At 58.8% G+C, this 19,411-nt stretch carries 13 protein-coding genes; 6 read left to right on the top strand and 7 right to left on the bottom strand.

Translation table 11 applies throughout. The features are described from left to right. Window positions 1-95: 95 nt before the first annotated feature. Window positions 96-734, bottom strand: a complete 639-nt coding sequence (locus M1E17_RS14760; RefSeq protein ID WP_457962741.1) for a DUF6270 domain-containing protein — start codon at window positions 732-734, stop codon at window positions 96-98. A gap of 227 nt (window positions 735-961) precedes the next feature. Here M1E17_RS14760 and M1E17_RS14765 point away from each other — a divergent pair, with 227 nt between their 5' ends. Next, window positions 962-2,518, top strand: a complete 1,557-nt coding sequence (locus M1E17_RS14765) for a hypothetical protein (RefSeq protein WP_457962742.1) — start codon at window positions 962-964, stop codon at window positions 2,516-2,518. A gap of 331 nt (window positions 2,519-2,849) precedes the next feature. Then, window positions 2,850-2,999: a hypothetical protein gene (locus M1E17_RS14770; protein ID WP_457962743.1), complete on the top strand. Its 150-nt coding sequence runs from the start codon at window positions 2,850-2,852 to the stop codon at window positions 2,997-2,999. A 662-nt stretch (window positions 3,000-3,661) separates the two neighbouring features. On the opposite strand, the gene leuD is transcribed toward M1E17_RS14770, so the two are convergent. Further along, on the bottom strand, window positions 3,662-4,264 hold the full coding sequence (gene leuD, locus M1E17_RS14775; protein WP_457962744.1) for a 3-isopropylmalate dehydratase small subunit: 603 nt from the start codon (window positions 4,262-4,264) through the stop codon (window positions 3,662-3,664). A gap of 8 nt (window positions 4,265-4,272) precedes the next feature. Continuing rightward, window positions 4,273-5,727: a 3-isopropylmalate dehydratase large subunit gene (gene leuC / locus M1E17_RS14780; protein ID WP_457962745.1), complete on the bottom strand. Its 1,455-nt coding sequence runs from the start codon at window positions 5,725-5,727 to the stop codon at window positions 4,273-4,275. Between the two features lie 123 nt (window positions 5,728-5,850). Here leuC and M1E17_RS14785 point away from each other — a divergent pair, with 123 nt between their 5' ends. Further along, on the top strand, window positions 5,851-6,570 hold the full coding sequence (locus M1E17_RS14785) for an IclR family transcriptional regulator (RefSeq protein ID WP_066292257.1): 720 nt from the start codon (window positions 5,851-5,853) through the stop codon (window positions 6,568-6,570). A gap of 72 nt (window positions 6,571-6,642) precedes the next feature. Continuing rightward, window positions 6,643-7,182: a DUF1697 domain-containing protein gene (locus tag M1E17_RS14790; RefSeq protein WP_457962746.1), complete on the top strand. Its 540-nt coding sequence runs from the start codon at window positions 6,643-6,645 to the stop codon at window positions 7,180-7,182. A gap of 57 nt (window positions 7,183-7,239) precedes the next feature. Here the strand turns inward: M1E17_RS14790 and M1E17_RS14795 are convergent, their stop codons facing one another. Further along, window positions 7,240-8,856 carry a GTPase gene (locus M1E17_RS14795; RefSeq protein ID WP_457962747.1) on the bottom strand — a complete coding sequence of 539 codons (1,617 nt, stop codon included), beginning with the start codon at window positions 8,854-8,856 and terminating at the stop codon, window positions 7,240-7,242. Next, window positions 8,853-10,709, bottom strand: a complete 1,857-nt coding sequence (locus tag M1E17_RS14800) for a dynamin family protein (RefSeq protein ID WP_457962748.1) — start codon at window positions 10,707-10,709, stop codon at window positions 8,853-8,855. Before M1E17_RS14800 ends, M1E17_RS14795 begins: the two co-directional genes overlap by 4 nt. A gap of 144 nt (window positions 10,710-10,853) precedes the next feature. On the opposite strand from M1E17_RS14800, the gene M1E17_RS14805 reads away from it, so the two are divergent. Both M1E17_RS14805 and M1E17_RS14810 read left to right on the top strand, forming a co-directional pair. Then, window positions 10,854-11,873, top strand: coding sequence for an FkbM family methyltransferase (locus M1E17_RS14805; RefSeq protein ID WP_457962749.1), 1,020 nt, complete (start codon window positions 10,854-10,856; stop codon window positions 11,871-11,873). Then, window positions 11,870-13,894 carry a DUF6270 domain-containing protein gene (locus M1E17_RS14810; RefSeq protein WP_457962750.1) on the top strand — a complete coding sequence of 675 codons (2,025 nt, stop codon included), beginning with the start codon at window positions 11,870-11,872 and terminating at the stop codon, window positions 13,892-13,894. Before M1E17_RS14805 ends, M1E17_RS14810 begins: the two co-directional genes overlap by 4 nt. A 49-nt stretch (window positions 13,895-13,943) precedes the next feature. On the opposite strand, the gene M1E17_RS14815 is transcribed toward M1E17_RS14810, so the two are convergent. Together M1E17_RS14815 and M1E17_RS14820 are read right to left on the bottom strand one after the other, a co-directional pair. After that, window positions 13,944-14,933: a hypothetical protein gene (locus M1E17_RS14815; RefSeq protein ID WP_457962751.1), complete on the bottom strand. Its 990-nt coding sequence runs from the start codon at window positions 14,931-14,933 to the stop codon at window positions 13,944-13,946. Window positions 14,934-15,029: 96 nt separating this feature from the next. Beyond that, complete coding sequence (locus tag M1E17_RS14820) at window positions 15,030-19,409, bottom strand: glycosyltransferase family protein (protein WP_457962752.1); 4,380 nt, start codon at window positions 19,407-19,409, stop codon at window positions 15,030-15,032. Window positions 19,410-19,411: the final 2 nt, after the last annotated feature.

A 19,411-nucleotide genomic window follows, 5' to 3' on the forward strand; every position in this document is an offset into this window, starting at 1 on the left:
CGTCGGAGGTTGCGGTAACAGCGTCCCTCATATGATCGGCTATCCCCATGTTCGCTTCTCGAGCAAAATAGTAGTCTGCGTATGCCCGACTACGCTCAGCATGCAACGGAGAGTTGCTCGGGCACCGTCAGCACTTTGTAGCCAAGACTCTTAATGTGCGCGCAGCACTCGGCGAAGTAGGCGTTCAGCTCCGCATCACTGGTTACGTGGGTGCTGTCCAGGGGCTCTCCGGATTTGGGGAGCTGGTTCAATGGCGTACTCAGCACCAGGGTCTTCTCACGCAGGCCCATAGTGGTCAACGCCCCGAACAGCCTGGTGGCCGCCGACTCCCATAATCGCCAGTGGTCTTCCGTGGCAGGGCCAATGTGGCGTTGAGTTCCCTGCACATTTTCCAGCCGCCCTGATCGTTCCAGCTCCTTTGACTGTGTGACGTAGCAGCCGTCCGGTAGCCGAATCACGCCCAGCCGTTCATCCCTCAGGTCTATGAAAAGTAGGTCGATGTTCGCCGCGAACCTCCGCAGCGTCGGCAACAAGTGCGATTTCAAATCGCCCTCCAGGGAACGGTCTTGAAAGGTTCGTTCATTTGCGTCCATTTGGAGGAGATCTGTAGGCCGGGACAACGCGCTGATCATCGACTGACGCCTCACATGAGCCAGCAGTTTGTACCCTGTTCCGAGCCCATCGAACGTGTGCCTTGACACGTCACTGCCATAGATCATCACGTTTTTCTGCATTGAAGAACCTTAACAGAGGACAAACCTCAGTCTCCTGCCCCCTCATCCGCAGGCAAGCGAAGCCACATAGGTGGAAGGTCCCGAGTACAATCACGAGGTCCGTAGCTGCGGACAGAAGGACTATACAGTGCGTCAGTTGATGCACTATTGGGGGCACATTGAGTTTTGGTAATAGGAAGTCGAATAACTTCAACATCTTCGCCGCTTTTTGCCTTGTAGTCATTCTGATGCCCCTACCGATCGTCATGGGGCCGGCGGCTTTGGCGGCCTCTGATGTGGCCGGGCCGGTGCTGGTTTCGTCCACGGTGACACCTCTTGACCTGAACATCGCCGCGGGCCCGGCCACCACCACAGTCACGGTACAAATCACTGACGCCACCGGCACAGCCGCCCCCACCCTGACCGTCGGCCATGACGCAACCGGGCAAAGCCAGGGATTCGGCAGCATGGCCCTAGTGTCCGGCACCCCCCAAGATGGCACCTGGGAACGATCCATAACCATCCCCCAAGGCGCCGCAACCGGCGCCTGGACGGTGACCCTCTATCCCCTCCGTGACACCATCGGCAACAACGGCACCGGCTTCCAAACCCTTGCCACCCTCAACGTCACAGGAACGGCCTCTGATGTGGCCGGGCCGGTGCTGGTTTCGTCCACGGTGACACCTCTTGACCTGAACATCGCCGCGGGCCCGGCCACCACCACAGTCACGGTACAAATCACTGACGCCACCGGCACAGCCGCCCCCACCCTGACCGTCGGCCATGACGCAACCGGGCAAAGCCAGGGATTCGGCAGCATGGCCCTAGTGTCCGGCACCCCCCAAGATGGCACCTGGGAACGATCCATAACCATCCCCCAAGGCGCCGCAACCGGCGCCTGGACGGTGACCCTCTATCCCCTCCGTGACACCATCGGCAACAACGGCACCGGCTTCCAAACCCTTGCCACCCTCAACGTCATGGCAAGCACCAGCCCTGCCACTTTGATCCCAGGGGTGCCGGTAATCAGCGGTAGCCCCAGAGCCGGGTACACCCTCACTGCCGCACCAGGGACCTGGTCCCCCGCGCCCGTCACGCTCAGCTACCAGTGGTATCGCACCGGAATCGCCATCCCAGGCGCCACCGCCAGCACCTACAAATTGACAACATCAGACATCGGCAAAACCATCACCGTTCGCGTCATCGGGCGCAAGACCGGCTACACAGCACTCGGAAAAACGTCCACCCCCACCGCAGCCATCACGGGCACACTGACTGCGCCGGTACCCACAATCACAGGCACCACCAAAGTCGGCTACACACTCACCGCCACCCCAGGAACATGGTCCCCAGCGCCCGTAACACTGACCTACCAGTGGTACCGCGCAGGAATCGCCATCACCGGGGCCGCCACAACCACCCATAAGCTGACGGCAACCGACGCCGGAAAACCCATCACCGTCCGCGTCATCGGGCGCAAGACCGGCTACACAGCACTCGGAAAAACCTCCACCCCCACCGCAGCCATCACGGGCACACTGACTGCGCCGGTACCCACAATCACAGGCACCACCAAAGTCGGCTACACACTCACCGCGACCCCAGGAACATGGTCCCCAGCGCCCGTAACACTGACCTACCAGTGGTACCGCGCAGGAATCGCCATCACCGGGGCCGCCACAACCACCCATAAGCTGACGGCAACCGACGCCGGAAAACCCATCACCGTCCGCGTCATCGGGCGCAAGACCGGCTACACAGCACTCGGAAAAACCTCCACCCCCAGCGCATCCGTGTCACCATAGGCGCATATCTCAGGGGATGCTCGAGATGGGAAATGCCCTGCCGAAACCGAGGTTTCGGCAGGGCATTTCCATCAAACAGCCTAGGAAAGGCACGCGGGCAACGTCTTCGACTTGAGCGACGGGCGCGTGGCTCGTAGGCCGTGAAGGTCCTATTCGTGCTGGAGGATGAGCCCGAGGTCGTCAAGGCCCCTCCAGCAGTCGCCAGCGTGTGTAGTCAGCGATCTCGAACTGTTGTGTCCCACTGCGGCACCGGCCGCACCGCCAGCCGCCCAAGTAACGTTAGGTAGGGACGGCGCTTACTTCGCCTTACACATTGGCGGAGCATGGAGACATGGTTAAGTACAAGGTGGAGCCGAGTGCATTGGAGCACCGCTGCCAGTGCTGCGGCGAGATCACGGAAACGGTCTTCTGCGAGGACTGCCAGCAACACATGCGCTCCGACGCTTTGGCCACAAAAGCTGAAGACGGCGAGCCCACTTAGGGCAGCTTATTGGCAAATTTCCATAATTCTCCAAGCTCAGCAGCGCAATGTTAGTGGGATGACGAACTCCACAGTGTCTCTAACCGCCCTGGAACACAGATGCCAATGCTGTGGCGAGCTGGCGGACTCGCTATTCTGCGCAGATTGTGGCGGGTCATCCGAGGTCGGACTTACCCCAGTAGATGTCCCTTATGAGATCCAGATGCCTATGGCCTCGTAGCGATCAGCTCCGTCAGGGCAGCGCAGTTCCAGATTGCGGCCTATGCGGATTGGCCCACAGACGTTAGCTACATGCGGTGTGTAACGTGACAAGAAGAAGACCTCTGAGCGGAGGGAGGCAGGTCGAGAGTCCGGTCCAGAAGGGTCGTCACGTCCTATGCTAATACGAACCAGATGCCGAGGGGCAGGCTCCGGGTGGCCCGATCCTCGGACTAATCCCTGACGCCAGCGGACACAGCAGCCCTGGGCAGGCGGGCGGGAAACGGAACAAGATCCGGTTCGGCGCCGAACCGGCGACCTGACGGACTAGGATCCTGTCACCCCTTGTCTGCAAGGACGCGCTGGCCCGGACATCAAGCACTACGATCATCCACCGAGGTCATACTTTCCTGAAAAGGTAAGCCAAACCGCCAGCAGCGCTACCAACCTCTCAGGTCAGACACCTAGGAAAGGCGCGCGGGCAACGTGGTGGGTTTGAACGCCGGCCTGGTGGCCTCGTAGGCGGTGATGTCGGCTTCGTGCTGAAGGGTGAGCCCGATGTCATCCAGGCCCTCGAGGAGGCGCCAGCGGGTGTAATCATCGATGTCGAACGGAGCCACGATGTTGCCGCAGATGACTGTCTTGGACACCAGGTCAACAGTGACTTCGGTGCCGGGGGCGTTCTCCAGCTCTTTCCAGATCAGCTCGATGTCATCCTGGGCGAGCTCGGCGGCCAGCAGCCCCTGTTTGCCCGAGTTGCCGCGGAAGATGTCTGCGAACCGGGAGGACAGGACGGTCTTGAAGCCGTAGTCCTTCAACGCCCAGACTGCGTGTTCACGGGACGAGCCTGTGCCGAAGTCCGGTCCTGCAACCAGTACGGAGCCGGTATTGAAGGGCGCCTGGTTCAGGATGAAGGACGGGTCTTTGCGCCAGGCCGAGAACAGTGCGTCTTCAAAGCCGGTGCGGGTGATCCGCTTGAGGTAGACGGCAGGGATGATCTGGTCCGTGTCAACGTTGCTTTGGCGCAGCGGGACGCCGATTCCGGTGTGCGTGGTGAACTTTTCCATGGCGTGTCCTAGGCTGCGTTGGTGCGGATGGCGGCAGATTCCGGGGCGGGATCAAGATCCGACGGCGAGCTCAGCGTGCCGCGGACAGCTGTGGCTGCTGCCACCACCGGAGAAACGAGGTGGGTGCGGCCGCCCTTGCCCTGGCGGCCCTCGAAGTTGCGGTTGGAGGTGGACGCGCAGCGCTCTCCCACTTCAAGCTGGTCCGGGTTCATGCCAAGGCACATGGAGCACCCGGCGAAACGCCATTCGGCGCCGAAGTCCGTGAAGACCTTGTCCAGGCCTTCAGCTTCGGCTTCGAGCCGCACACGGGCCGAACCGGGAACCACCAGCATCCTGATGTTCGGGTCCTTCTGCCGTCCGCGGATGATGTCCGCGGCGGCCCGGAGGTCCTCCATACGGGAGTTGGTGCACGAGCCCAGGAACACGGTGTCCACGCGGATGTCCTTCATGGGCGTTCCGGCTTCCAAGCCCATGTACTGCAGGGCGCGCTCTGCGGCGGCCTTGGCGTTTTCGTCACCGAAGTCCTCCGGCGAGGGAACTTTCGAGGACAGCGAAACACCCTGTCCCGGGTTGGTCCCCCACGTGACGAACGGCTCCAGGGTATCGGCGTCGAGGTCCACCTCAACGTCAAACGTTGCCTCGTCGTCGGTCCGCAGCGTGTTCCAGTACTCGACGGCGGCGTCCCACTCTGCGCCCTGGGGCGCATGCGGGCGGCCAAACATGTAATCGTAGGTGGTCTGGTCCGGCGCGACGAGGCCCGCACGGGCGCCCGCCTCAATGGACATGTTGCAGATGGTCATCCGGGCTTCCATGGACAATGCACGGATGGCGGAACCGCGGTACTCCAGGACGTAGCCCTGGCCGCCGCCGGTGCCGATCTTGGCAATCACGGCCAGGATGATGTCCTTGGCGCTGACACCCGGGCGCAGTGTGCCCTCGACGTTGATCGCCATGGTCTTGAATGGCTTGAGGGACAGGGTCTGCGTGGCCATGACATGCTCAACTTCGGACGTGCCGATCCCCATGGCCAGCGCCCCGAATGCGCCGTGCGTGGACGTGTGGGAATCACCGCAGACAACTGTCATGCCCGGCTGCGTCAGGCCGAGCTGCGGGCCGACAACGTGCACAATCCCCTGCTCGGCGTCGCCGAGTGAGTGCAGCCGGACGCCGAACTCGGCGCAGTTGTTGCGCAGGGTCTGGATCTGGGTGCGGCTGGTCAGGTCGGCAATGGGCTTGTCGATGTCCAGCGTGGGTGTGTTGTGATCCTCGGTGGCGATTGTCAGGTCCGGCCGCCGCAGCTTCCGGCCAGCCAGGCGCAGGCCTTCAAATGCCTGCGGTGACGTGACCTCGTGCACCAGGTGCAGGTCGATGAAGAGAAGGTCTGGCTGGGCGTTGACTCCTTCGCCGTCGCCTTTGCGCACCACATGTGCGTCCCAGACTTTCTCGGCCAGTGTCTTTGCCACGGCCATCTCCCTTCACTGCTGCTTGACTGCGGATTGCCTGCTATTAACACTGAATCAGGATGGCTGTGGAATATGCCAGCCGAAACATTTGCATCTCAGATATTGAGACGGCAATATCATTACATGGACAATTCTAGTGGAGTCGGAGTCATTGATAAAGCGGCCCATGTGCTTGATGCACTTGAGGCGGGCCCCACCACCCTGGCACAGCTGGTGGCGGCGACAGGACTGGCCCGGCCAACCGTCCACAGGCTTGCCCTGGCTCTGGTCCATCACCGGCTGGTAAGCCGCGATATTCAGGGGCGTTTTGTGCTGGGCAGCAGGCTTGTGGAACTGGCATCCGCTGCCGGAGAGGACCGCCTGATCGCCTCCGCAGGCCCCGTCCTGATGCAGTTGCGCGACGCCACCGGTGAAAGCGCGCAAATCTTCCGCCGGCAGGGGGACTGGCGTGTATGCGTCGCCTCGGCCGAACGGCCCATTGGCCTGCGTGACACCATCCCCGTTGGTACCCAGCTGTCCATGAAGGCAGGATCTGCCGCGCAGGTCCTGCTGGCCTGGGAAGACCATGACCGCCTCCTGGAAGGCCTTCAGTCCGCAAGGTTCACGCCTACTGTGCTGGCAGGAGTACGACGGCGGGGTTGGGGCCAGAGCCTTGGCGAGCGTGAGCCGGGGGTCGCCTCCGTTTCAGCGCCGGTCCGTGGACCCTCCGGCCGCGTAATCGCTGCGGTCTCCATTTCCGGCCCTATCGAGCGCCTCACCCGCCAGCCTGGCAGGCTACACGCCGAAGTGGTCTGCAACGCCGGCAGGATTCTTACCGAAGCCCTGCGCAAGAACAACGACTGACCGCGCAACCTTCAGCGCCCCAGGTCCGGAGCATCCCCGGCACAGGCTGTTCCCAACACTAGGCTGTTGCATATGAGCGGTTACGCAGTGTTTCTCCATGGCATCAACGTGGGCGGAATCAACATCAGGATGGCAGACCTGAGGGACGCCCTCACGTCCTGCGGGTTCACGGACGTCAAGACCCTGCTGGCCAGCGGAAATGTGGTGCTCGCCAGTGAGCATGGCGCCGCCGCCGTCAAGCAGCAGATCGAGGACTGCCTTCGCGCCTCGTTTGGTTACGATGCCTGGGTGGTTGTCCTGGCCGCCGGGCGGGTGGCCGAGTTAGTGGACGCCTGCCCCTACCCGGAGGATGACAGGAAAACCCACACCTACATCACGCTGGCCTCCGACGCCGCCATGCTGGACGAGCTCGATGCCGCCGGCGCCGCCCTTGAGGGCTCGGAGCAGAAACGGCTTGGACCGGAGGCCCTGGCCTGGCTCGCCCCCGCGGGCGGGACACTGGACAGCCCCTTCAGCAAGATATCGTCCAAGGCACGATTCAAGGCAACCACCACCACCCGGAACCTCAGGACACTGATCAAGGTCCGTGACGCGGCCGCCGCGCTCGCATAGAGCGGCCGAGCCAATATGCGCACAAAGACCAATATGCGCACATAGTGGCGCCGCGGCTCACTTGCCGAAGGCCGTCTTGAGCGCCGCGTTGAACGCGTTGAGCCGGCTGATCTCCACTTCTACCGGCTCCACCACCAGTTCCTGCGCTACCTCCGCCACGGCATTCCTGAGGCGCTTCCGGGCCTTCCCAGACCGGGCATTCGCTGCAGCCGCGGCAATAAACTTCCCGGTCACGGCCAGGAAGATGCCAAGGACCACTCCGCCGGCAATCATCAGGGTGGGAACCGGCCAGCCCTCCACGCGCGGGACCTCCGGGACCGGCATCTGGAAGTACCCCAGCGCGGCAAGCACTCCGAGCCAGCCGAGGCCGCCCAGGACAGTCAGCAGCGCCAGCCATTGGACAACATTGAACACTCCCCACCACCATGACTTCCGGGATGCCAGGAGGTCGGTGCCCGCGATGGCCTGGTCCAGGGCGTCCGGCAGACGTTCCCTCCCCTCCCGGGCTGCACCCCGGATAGCCGCCCGCCAGGGGCCAGGGGCGCCCGCGCTGGCGTGGTCTGCGAATTCACGGACCGCCGCATCGGTTCTGGCCCTTTCCGGTGCCCCTGCCGGCGGCAGGGAGGTCCGGCTCAATTCCGCCGGAGAGTCGCTGCGGAGGTTGAGCCGCCGCAGCGGATCGGGCCTGAACCGCGAGAGCCAGCGTGTCACCGGCCACCCGGTGCGGCGGGTGGATTCCAGCCGGTAGGAACGTGCCACGGCCCGCACCACGAGGGGCACATTGGCAGCGGTAGCCAGCTCATCGGTAAGGCGTGAGGTGGTGGCTGGCCTGACTCCGGCAGCTTCGCCGTCGCCGGACGCCTCCCGAACCAGGCGGGCAGCCTTCCCCACGTCGGCGGCCAGCCGTTGAGACAACGCCTGGCGCTGCACCGCAACCTTCCGGATGGCGCTGCGCACCCTGTCCACTCCGGTACCGAGCAGCGCCGACGCAGCCAGGACCTGGACGTTGCCCAGCCCGTCCCGGGCCAGGATCCCCTTCAGTGATTCCAGGACCGGTCCCACGTCCTTTTCAGGCAGCCGGTCCACCTGGTTAAGCACCACCAGGGTCACGGCACCATGGGCGGCCAGGGGCGCCAGGAAGTCATTGTGGACGGCGGCGTCGGCGTACTTCTGCGGGTCAAGCACCCAGACCAGGACATCCACCAGCCCCACCATGCGCTGCACGATCTCGCGGTTAGCTGCCCTGGTGGAATCGAAGTCCGGGAGGTCCAGCAGGATCAGGCCCGTGCCTTCGTCCGCGAATCCGTCAACGGGGGCGGCATGGTGCCGGCTGCGGACTTCCAGCCAGTCCAGCAGCGGTTCACTGCCCTCCACTCCCCATACGCCTGCCAAAGGTTCCGATGTGGTGGGCCGCCGCGCCGCCGCCGTCGCGATTTCGGCGCCGCTGACGGTGTTGAAAAGCGTTGACTTCCCGCTGCCTGTGGCACCGAAAAACCCCACCACGGTGTGGTCCGCGGACAGTGAACGCCTGGAACTCGCGCGCTCCAGGAGCTGGAGCACTTCCTCAAGCGGTTCATCAGGCAGCACCCCGTCCGCGAGTTGGCGGGCATCGTTCAAGGCATCAAGCCGGCGGTCCAGCTGCAACGATTCGCGGGCATCACCGTGGCGGCTCATGCGTAGTCCGCCAGCTGTGCCAAGGCGGTGGAATGGCCTGTCAGCACACGCGCAGCGTCCGGGTCTGACTCCGGGAGCCGGTCAAGGAACTTCTGTTGCTCCACCCGGAGCAGCTGCTGGCAGCGGATGTGGAGGTCCTCGCGCGCCGTCTGGGCGAGCCTGCGGACGGCATCCTCACCGAAAACGGCCTCCAGCAGCTTCTGGCCTACAACGGCGGTACCTCCAGCCACACCGATCTCCAACCCGGTCAGGCCGGCCGTCATGGAGAACACCACAATCATCAGCGCGGCGCCCAGCCCGTTGATGCCAAAGGACAGCAACCTGGCCTGCGTCCGTTTGCCTTGGCCCTCGGTCCGGATCAGTTCCATCAGGCTGGCCTGCCAGGCCCTGATCTCTTCGGCGGTCCTGTCCGCAAATCCGGGACTGGTCCCGGAAAGATCATCAGTTCCGAGCAGTTCCCGGCCGGCCGGGTCTGCCCGCCACCGTTGGTCGGTTTGCTCCGCCGCGTTGGCTGCCTCGTCCAGGATGACGGCCTGCAGCCCGGTCTCAATGGCCACTTCGACCTGGACGGCGGGAGCAGGCTCACCCCGGAAGAATGCTCCCACCCGGTCCCGGAAACGGCCAATGTTCTGTTCCAGGTTCCGGAAGAACTCGCCGGTCCCCACGAAGTCCTGCCAGCGGGCAAGCACTTCTCCGCGAAGCAGGGCGCCGTCCTTGGTGGCGTCCAGGATGCGTGCGGCAGCATCGCGGTAGGCGCCCTGGGCGTCTGACTCAAGGGTCGCCGCGGCGCGCTGCTGATCCTGCAGCGCTTCGGCGACACCGGCCACGCGTCCCGCCAGTGCCCTGACGGTTCCATTGAGCGTCCTGCGGGCGATCTCCGAGCGGCGTGCCGCGTCGGCAGCGAGCTCCTGAAGCCACAGCCGCAGCGGCTCCACCGCGTGCGGAGGAAGCATCCCCAGTGGATCTAGCTCCGTCTCCTGCACGATAAACAGTCCTGCTCCGCCGAGGCCTTCCTTGTCCAGCAAAGCCAGGAGGTCAGCACTCACTTCAGCCTCAGCTGCCGGCGGAACCCGGTCCAGTACCACGGCCACCATGATGTCCCGCGAGGCCGCGTCCAGCAGGAGCCGCCAGGGAACGGCGTCGGCATAGCGGTTGGCCGTGGTCACGAAGATCCAGAGGTCAGCGGCAGCCAGCAGCTGACCGGCGAGTCTGCGGTTGTCGTCGGAGATGGAGTCGACGTCGGGAGCGTCCAGCACCGCAATTCCCTGCGGGACGGCCCGGTCCGCCACCAGCACCAGCGAGGAGATGGCGGCGGCGTCCGGGGTCACTCCGGCGCGGCTGGCAGGGACAGGATCAGTGGCAAGCGTGCCCCTGATCCGACTCAGCGTGGGCAGGACGCGCTGGTCTTCGAACCACCCCGCGTCCGCAGGGTGGTGGAGCAGGATGGGCTGGCGCGTGGTTGGCCTGATGGCCCCGGAACGCGTAACCGGATGGCCTACCAGGGCGTTGACGAGGGTCGATTTGCCTGCACCAGTGGAACCTCCGACGACGGCAAGCAGCGGTGCGTCCAGGCTGCGGTAACGCGGCAGGATGTAGTCGTCCAGCTGTGCGAGTGCATTCCGGGCCTCTTGCCGGGCGCGCCCGGCCGCCGGGAGGGCAAGCGGAAGGGAAACGTGCGACAGGTCCCGCCGCACGGCTTCCAGCAGCGCGAGGGCAGCCGCCGCCGGTTGGCCCGGGCCTTGGGCGGGAGCCCTGGCGGGAGGATGGTCATTGGAGCTCACAGCATCATCATGCCAGTAACAAACTTCGGGAACGCAACCAACCACGATATCCCCGTGGAGATCACCAGCCATATCGAAGACCGGCGGCTACGCTATTGGAGCGGTAGCCTTGCTTCGGGCTGTAGTGCATCCTGTAGGTTTTAGAAAGCGTACTTCGCCACTAAGCGAGGTAAAGTCAAAGGAACAGACTTACGGAATTTACAGGGGCCAGCACTAGTGCAGAACAATCCAGGTTTTCTAAGCTTCGTCGTGGCTACTGCTCATGGAAAAAGCATAAAAATAGCAACGTCTTCTGAGGACGACCACATCAGCGCATCGATAAAGAACACCGGAAACTTTTACGAAAGCCAGTTCCTCGATGCGCTTGCCTCGATCCTCAAACCCGGTGATCTAGTGATCGATGTAGGTGCAAACGTAGGAAATCACACCCTGTACTTTTCTCAAGTTCTGGGCTGTCACGTCGTCGCCTATGAGCCGGTAGAAGAAGCGCTGCGATGCCTTCTCCATAGTGTTGAGCTCAACTTCGCAGACGAGCGGGTCGAGGTCCGCCCATTTGCCGTTGGGAGAACTTCCGGTCGAGCGCACGTACACTCCGTAAACAAGGGAAACCTCGGCGCAACTTCACTCATGCCCTCCATGAACGGCGATATTGTCCTGACTTCGCTCGACGAACAGGACATTGAAGGAAAGGTGGCGTTCATCAAGATTGATGTCGAGGGGATGGATTTAGATGTCATCTGTGGCGCAAAGACGCTGATCGAGCGTGATCGCCCGTTCATCTCTTGTGAAATTAACGACGGCAAGGACCTCGACAGACTCAGCGCAATTCTCGAAGAACTGGACTATGCTTCTCTCGGCCGTTTCAATGCTTCACCCACGTTCGTATTGGCTCCAGTCAGGACACACCAGGAACAAACCTCAATCATTAAGTTTCAGATGCAGCAAATGCAAACGCTGAGAGAGGCTCAAACTGAGTTAAACAACCGCTTGCTACGCTCCAACAGGTACACCGAGCGATTGCACCGGGAGGCTCTGCAGAAGATCGCGGCAGAGTGCTCCCTTGTGGACATCAATGCTGATGCGGACGGCTCCACCAACCGGGAAGACGCAATGGCTCAGCGAGTGAAGGAACTCTACTCGATGATGAAGAGTTCGAGAGCGGCCCAGGAGAAGAGCCAGTTGGCCATTGAAAGCCTTGAGAGGGAAGTTCGCTTGCTGAGGGGGGACGAGGCATGAACGTGGTCCGCGATCGGGACTACTCGGCATGGCCCGATACTCACTTCCAGTGGAATTCGATCGAGGCGTACAGCAACGAAAGTAAGTGGCAGGACGGCGTCCATACAATCTCCCTAGATTCTGGGCCGAGCCTGGATCTTATTATCAGTGGCAGCCCGCTATACAGCGATAACAAGATCATTCCAATTTTCCTGTCAGGTGCCGTTCAATCACGTGAATTGAAAGCTGGGCCGTTCTTTTCTGGCAGCAACGTCTCTGCAAAAGGCGGCTTCCCGTACATCTCAATTTCTGACCCATCGCTGGAATTAGACCCAACCTTAGGTCTTGCTTGGTACGCCGGAAACGAACAACAGGACCTAACTCAAGGCCTGCTGAAGGTACTGAGGAACCTAATCGCCGCTTCAGGGAAAGAACTCCTTCTTATCGGAGGCTCAGGAGGAGGTTTCGCCGCCCTGCGGTTGGGGCAGAAGCTGGGGAATGCCGCTTCTGTATTTGTCTGGAATGCGCAAACAGATATTCTCGAATATAATGAGAAATTTGTTCGTAATTATTTGCGAGCCGCCTACCCGACCCTAACTGCGAATTTGCTGGAGTCGGCAGGTTGGAAGGAGGCAGTACGTCGCAAATTCGATGCTGCTGGTGTTGAACTGTCCCTTCTTCCAGACGCAAGGGCTGGCAGGAGTCCTCGCCGCCTCCTTTTTGTACAAAATGCAACCGATTGGCATGTGCCGATCCATACCGCTCCGTTTATTGAAGCCTTTAATCTCAAACACTTAGGCCGAGGAGTTTACTGGGCCAACCCCGACCAACTGCTTTGGGTCACGCAATTTGGCACGGATCATCAGCCACTGCATGCGGACGCCGTAACCCTAATAATCAAAGAGATGCTAGATCCGGTGAGGGCTGTGAGTGATATAGTTGCCAGCCTCAAACAATCCAAACTGGTTCCCCATCAGCAGCCGGGAACGGAGCCTCGCGACCTGAGGCACATCGAGTCCCTAATTGCGTTGAATTTATCACTCGAACTTGAGTTTCGTAAGAATGGGCAGTTATATGCGCAAGTGAATCTCGGAGACGTACCCGCCTCTTATGGTGGCATCACATTCGGTTTCTTTACAGTTGACAAAGGTGGCGGCGTCAGTAACGTCCGCTGGTTCTCTTCTGATACGGAGTGCCTCATGGAGGTAGACACCGAATCAACAGGAGCCGTGCAAGTTCGTGTTCGTGATGGATTCAACAATGAACTAACGACGCTTTCCAAGAAGATTACTCCTAAAACTGCCGTAGAGCATTTACCCTTACGCGTCTTCATATACGGGAGTTGCGTTTCCAGAGATGCCTTCCAATTCCCACACGCCTTGCACCTCGTGGACTATGTCGCGCGGTCGCCACTGGGGAGTGCCTTCGCGGAGATTCCATCCACAACTGACTTCCGCACTGCTGCTATCTCAAGCTCATTCCAGAGGCGCATGGTGGAAATCGACTTGAAAAAGGAGCTTTCGTCCATTCTTCGTCACTCGGAATATGACCTTCTGCTTTTGGATCTCATTGATGAAAGAATACCTCTAATGAACTATGGGCATTCCGTCGTGGCGTATTCATCCGAGCTTCAAAGCACTGGTCTCACCGTGGAAGAAAAGTCGCTAATTGGAATGGGAACCGACGAATATTTTGCTCGCTGGCTGGAAGGCCTGTCGAAACTGTTAGCAATCTGTCCAGCTTCGAAAATTGTCGTAAACAAGGTTTGGTGGGCGGTCACCGACAGCGCCGGCGCACTTCTTCCAAACCAAGGATATATCAAGACCAATAACGAAATTCTGGAACGCCTTTATGCCGAGCTCGGCCGGTACCCAGAGATTCGCTTCATTGAGTACCCGGCAAATGTTCTGGTTGCTGATGCTCGCCACAAATGGGGCGCAGCACCATACCACTTTATTACCAGGGCGTCTACGCACCTGCTCGGCATACTGGCTGAGTATTGCCCGCCTGCTGAAGTTCAGTCCACAACCTCAGACAACTGACATAGCTAGTAACCATGCGACGTGCAGCCCGGTTGCCTATGGGTGCCCTCTAACCAGGAATGGACGCCCAATGCTGTGAAATGGATCTCTGCCGCGCTTCGTTTGCGGCAGAGCTACGCCGCATTTCACGCGGTGACGAGAACATCGGCTCATCGGAGTGGTTAGTTTCAAGTGGCCTGCAGGTTCTCAATCTCGTAAAAGCCATCTCCGTCTCCGCTGGCCAGAAGGACGATGGAATGCCGACATGGCCGACCCCGACGTACGGCCTTGAGACGGTCATTCTGTCTTCGAGTGCAACAAAAGCATGGACTGACTCGCCGATTTCTTCGAGAAAGGGGTTCAGATGCTCTTCCGTATGCCACGTATCGCCCGCGTTGTGCACATAGGATATGAGATTCCCACGGTTCCAACACGGGTCCGTATATAGGTCGGCAATACGAAATCTGTGTGAGTAGTCTTTCATAATCTCGACGTACGAGAGCCCTGACCAAGCCGTGTTGAGGCTTTCACGCACCGGCTGACGTATTGAATATCGGAAGATGTCCGTCTGCGGAATGCGTGGTATCGCGACCGAGTTTGCGAATCTTGCCCCTAGGCGCATGGCGACGAAACCGCCCGCCGAAGAGCCCTCAAGGATCAAGTATCGAGCACCTACAACGCCCATCAACTTCCTGATGATCGCTTCCATCCAGTTGTCTGGGTCAACATCCGGGGTACCAAGATACCAAGACAGTCGATTCTTTGGCGCCAGTGACAATGTGGGATCAGAGAATAACACGAAGGGCGCATTTGACGCCCGAGAGAGTGCTACCGGCGCGAAGTACCTGCCATCAGGGGTTATCGGTCCTTTTGCTGCATGAAACCCGGTCCTTATTTCCCCCCTGATGCTGGGACGACAATTTACGAGAAACGACAGCAACATGCCATCGCCGATTTCTAGCTCGTAGATGGTCTCGTCATCACCCAGACTGGGAGTGAAGGCATCCAGCTCACTCAGGGTGACAACTGGGGCTTTATAAAACTCGTCAAACTCTGGCACATGACCTCCGGGCCGGACGGTATTGGGGACACATTATGATTACGGCAAAAAGCTTCACTTGAACGGACGGGGACGCGGGTCGGCTAGCGGAAGCAGCTAGCATTCATCGAAATCCGCACGCGGTAGGATCCATGTGAGTGGAGAATCCTCAGTCGGCATACCGTTGGGCACGCGGTGAAGCTCAGCAAATTCTCCGTTTTTTCCCAGCTCGATGATTGGATTGCCAACGCCATCGCCGGCCCTGTACATGCGACCTGACAGCACACTGTAAGTTCCGAACCGTGTGGCGTGTAGAAGATCTTCAAAATATGAATCCGTGGGAACCTTGCCCCAAGAGGCGATCCAGCTTTGCTCTACTTGGCCAATCTGTGATGCGGGTGCTACAGAGATCCCTCCCTCTTCCAGCGCTGCGCGGTTCGGTGCACTAATGATATCCGTGAAGACAACAGCTGGCCGCCACGTTTGACGCAGAATTGCAGCCACTTGATCAGAGTCAATTCCTTTCCTCGCTAGAGCATAGGAGGGAAGAGGCCTGGCCATGACGGGTATTCCAGCGGTACGCATGACAATAGCCAGCGCGTGTTCCGCCAGATGGGACCTCGTGATGGTGCGCATCTGTCTCCAAACGGCTGCCACCCGCCCCGTTTCGTCAGACATCCAGGTGGAAAGCAGTTCTGCCCACCTCGAGTCGGAGTTGGTGGCTTCAATCCCTCGGATTTGCTCAGTAATGCCTCGTCCACGGCCACTTAATACCAAGGATCCGCTCGCTGCGATTTCTACGACTCGGCGCGAAAACATGGTGGGTGAATCATTTGCTGAATTCACATTGATGTTGACTGGGTGTGCTTTGTACACCTCGAGAACCTCTTTGTAAGGAACACCTTCGCGAACATAAGGAACGAGTTCCTCAGGGAAATGATAGGGCGAGTTGGGAACATTTACTTGACGGTCATAGATAGTGAGCCCATGAACCTTGGCAGCATCAAGAATTCTATGTAATTCTTCAGAGCGTTCTCTGAAACGATCGCCGTAGTATGTCCCCGCATAGCTCACTGTGTGCATATACTTTCGCTCTGTCGGCAGTGGATTATGAATTACCGGTTCAGCGTAGAAGGGCAGCGACGAAACGCTCTGGTTTGCAGAATCTGCACTCTGCAGGTATCTTCCGACCATATCAGCGTCGGTGGTGAAGACGTGATCCATCATCCGAGCCGTTCGTTCAAAGGCTCGGAAGTGCACGGGGTCTTCTTTATTCCAAAAGATCACTGGGATACCACGCGCTCTAGCGACCTTAATAATCTTTTCGAGGTCTTTGATCTCATCTGGATAGTAAGCAACCCCTCGGCGCCACTGATTTTGCGCGCCCTCCCAGGCCGACTCAACGAAAATTGCGTCCAAGTCTAGCGAAGCCACTTCGACGTAGCCTTCATTTCGCGAGAGCGGGAATGTGTGAAACGAATGCGCAATGGTTGTACTGGTGAAGTTGTCTGCGATGATACCAACGCGTAAATCCGCCAGGTTTTTTTGCTCATCCTGGTTTGTGGCTTCCCTGTAGGAATTTGTGGCATCCGCCAGACAGTCAACGGGTGTCCCGGCGAAAACCGCGTCAGCTTGCTCCAGGCAAATCAGAGAAAGCTCCTCATCTACCGCACCAGGTGAGTCTGCAAGCATAAAGGGCACACCGAGTCGTCGCGCCGCAAGAAGTGCGGGAAGCCCGACCCAGAAGTCCGAGTGAGCGGCTATTCCTGCTGGCCGGACCGCCCTTGCTTCTCTGACAATGGCGTCGGCGGCAGCAATTATGAACTGGGGCAGGAGAAGGTCATCAGAATTGCGGAGTGGAAGCCTTGTGACCGGCAATTCTTGCACATGGATGGTTTCGCGGCTCTGGTCTGAATCGAGGAATACGGTGTTGATTGTTGCGGACGTGACACTAACAATACTGACCTTCCCGTCTTGGACGCTTTCCAGTAGTGGAGCTGTCCAGGCACGTTGAAGGGACGCCTCGCAGAACTCATTTATTGCGAACAGGACACTGCCATGTTCGATGAGGTATGCAGCTCCCTCAGACCTTCTGGGCACCAGAGGGGGCGCGGCCCTTAAACGTTCAACACCTGCTGCCCATCTCTGAGCCGCCACGTACTTCAGAGCTGATCCGACAACAAGCTGAGGGTGACCTTCGGCCAGCTCTCCGATGCGCGCTAAATCTCCCTCTCGGTGTAAAACGCTGAGGAGCCTTGTCAGTGTCTCAGAAGTTGGCTTTTGGACGAACCGCTCTTCCATTGCATCGACTGAAATGTTTGTACTCGGCGCGTCAGAGTGCTCTGCCTCTGTTGAGAACAACATCTTCAGCCACCGTTGCCCATTGACCAGAAGATCATATCTTGCTGCGTAGTTTGACGCCGCACACGAAACTTCGGTATACGTATCTGCGTTGCGGTTCACGTTTGCAATATATTCAACCGCTGCATCCAAATTGGCATGGACCCACTCGTCGCCAAAAATCTCCACGGCACCTTCGCGTTCCCACACAACAGGGATTGCTCCAGACGCCATACCTTCCACCGGCGCAAGATGGAACGTCTCGCGGTAACTCGGCGATAACATCCAACCGACGTTCTGGAACCACCGACCCATGTCCGGACCGAACTCATCGAACGCTATTCTCCGCCTCAATAGTGGGTTGGTCGAAATGCGTTCGTAAAAGGCATCATAGGCTTCTCGGATTTCCTCATTTTCCCACATCCAGCCATATTCCCACGGCGCTCTTCCTCGGATGTGCAAAACATAGCGGTTGTCAAGATCAAGTAGCCGCTCAAGAATATCTAATGCTCGGTCTGGCCGCTTCAAAATCGGCACAATACCAGCGATACCAAGATGAAAACGAGCACCATCATTCTTTGGACGTTTGAGATCCAGAATGTCTACAACATTTGGCAGTACGACCGCTTTATCACGAGACCATCCGAGTTCGTTACAGACTTTCTCCATGTAAAAATTCGAGACAAAAACAACTTTGTCGACATTGTTCAGATTGATATCTTGAATCCAAGGGGAAAGTAGTTCATATCCGTGGAACCGAATTACTAGCACCTGATTAGGCTTTTTGTTCCATGAATACCAAACGGAATTGTGTGATGCGAATTCGCAGAGAACGATATCGGCCCAATCCCGAAGGCTTTGACTTTTATCCTCATCTTGTACGTTTTGCGCTTTCCAGTGATCAACTCGAAGCTCAACGTCGACTCTTTGTTGTAGGACATCAATCAACTCACCAGCAAACTTAAAGTCATGTCCAGCCAGCAGAATCTTGCGATTAGTAGAGTTGCACGGGACGGCCCTGTAGTCGGCCACGAACCTGTCGAGATAGCCTTCAAAGACATCTGCATTGGGCTTTGTTGCTCCAGCTAGACCCGGAGAAATGGGATCAGCCAAGAGAACCCCTTTCGATGTGGACGCTGGAATTCGAGATTCTACGACGGCACGGCACTCATCATTCAAGTAGACCAAACGAGGCAGCGCCTCAGCTATGCGCTCATAGCTCGAGAGTGCTGACCTATATTCGTCATAGCTGGGGAAGTCGATGATTGGCCATAGCTTCCGTTTCAGCTCGCTATTCGTGAAACCGTGCTCCACAGCTTCGAGATCATCGGTAAGAACGACTGAGCAGTCCAGATCCGCTGCGGCAACGAAGATATGCCACGCTGCGAACCTGGACATCAGCTCACCGTCGACGAGCTGATGTGCCGCACTTGCTGGTTCGATCACAGTCGTATACGGGCTGTCGTGTCTGAGAACCGACCCTAAAGCTGAATGCGCATTGTGGCACAGCACGACTACGTGGACTCGTGAGGAAGCCAGGGACTCGGCCATTTCATACCCGCGGTCTGCCCAGCGAGGATCGTTTGAATGGGGACGAAGATAAATCATTACACGACGCTGAGCGGTGGCAAGGTTGAAGGTACTGACAGACTTGCAGTCATCAACTGTAATGATTCTGTGAATAAAGCGCGGCTTGGCAAGGCGAACCTGGTTTTGCCGTTTTGGGTGCGAGACTACTGTCCTCGCAGATTCCTCGACCACCTGATCGAGAGATGGAGTAAAACTAGTTTGAGCTTCGATTATTGAAAAATCGGATTCGGATAGGACAGACCAAACCCGTCCCCTAAGTGAGTTCTGCTGGATTAGTTGAGCAATCAAATCCAGACCCAGTGCGATGACGAGGTCATAACCCTCGTTCTGAACGATGCGTTCGATCTTTTCCGCAAAAGTGACCACATCAGCACCCACTATCGCGCTGTTTTCGACGGGGCTAAAGTCAAAATTGGTCGACGGGTATGGATTTGGAGTCGGCCTGTCCGCAGCGTCGGTCGCGGCTGTTACCACATCGACATCATAATTTGACCGTAGGACTGCGTAGATCTGGTCTGCATATACGTCCTCGATAGCTTGGTTGATGCGACAAAAAAGCACTTTCACTT

The organism is Arthrobacter sp. D1-29, from assembly GCF_054130585.1.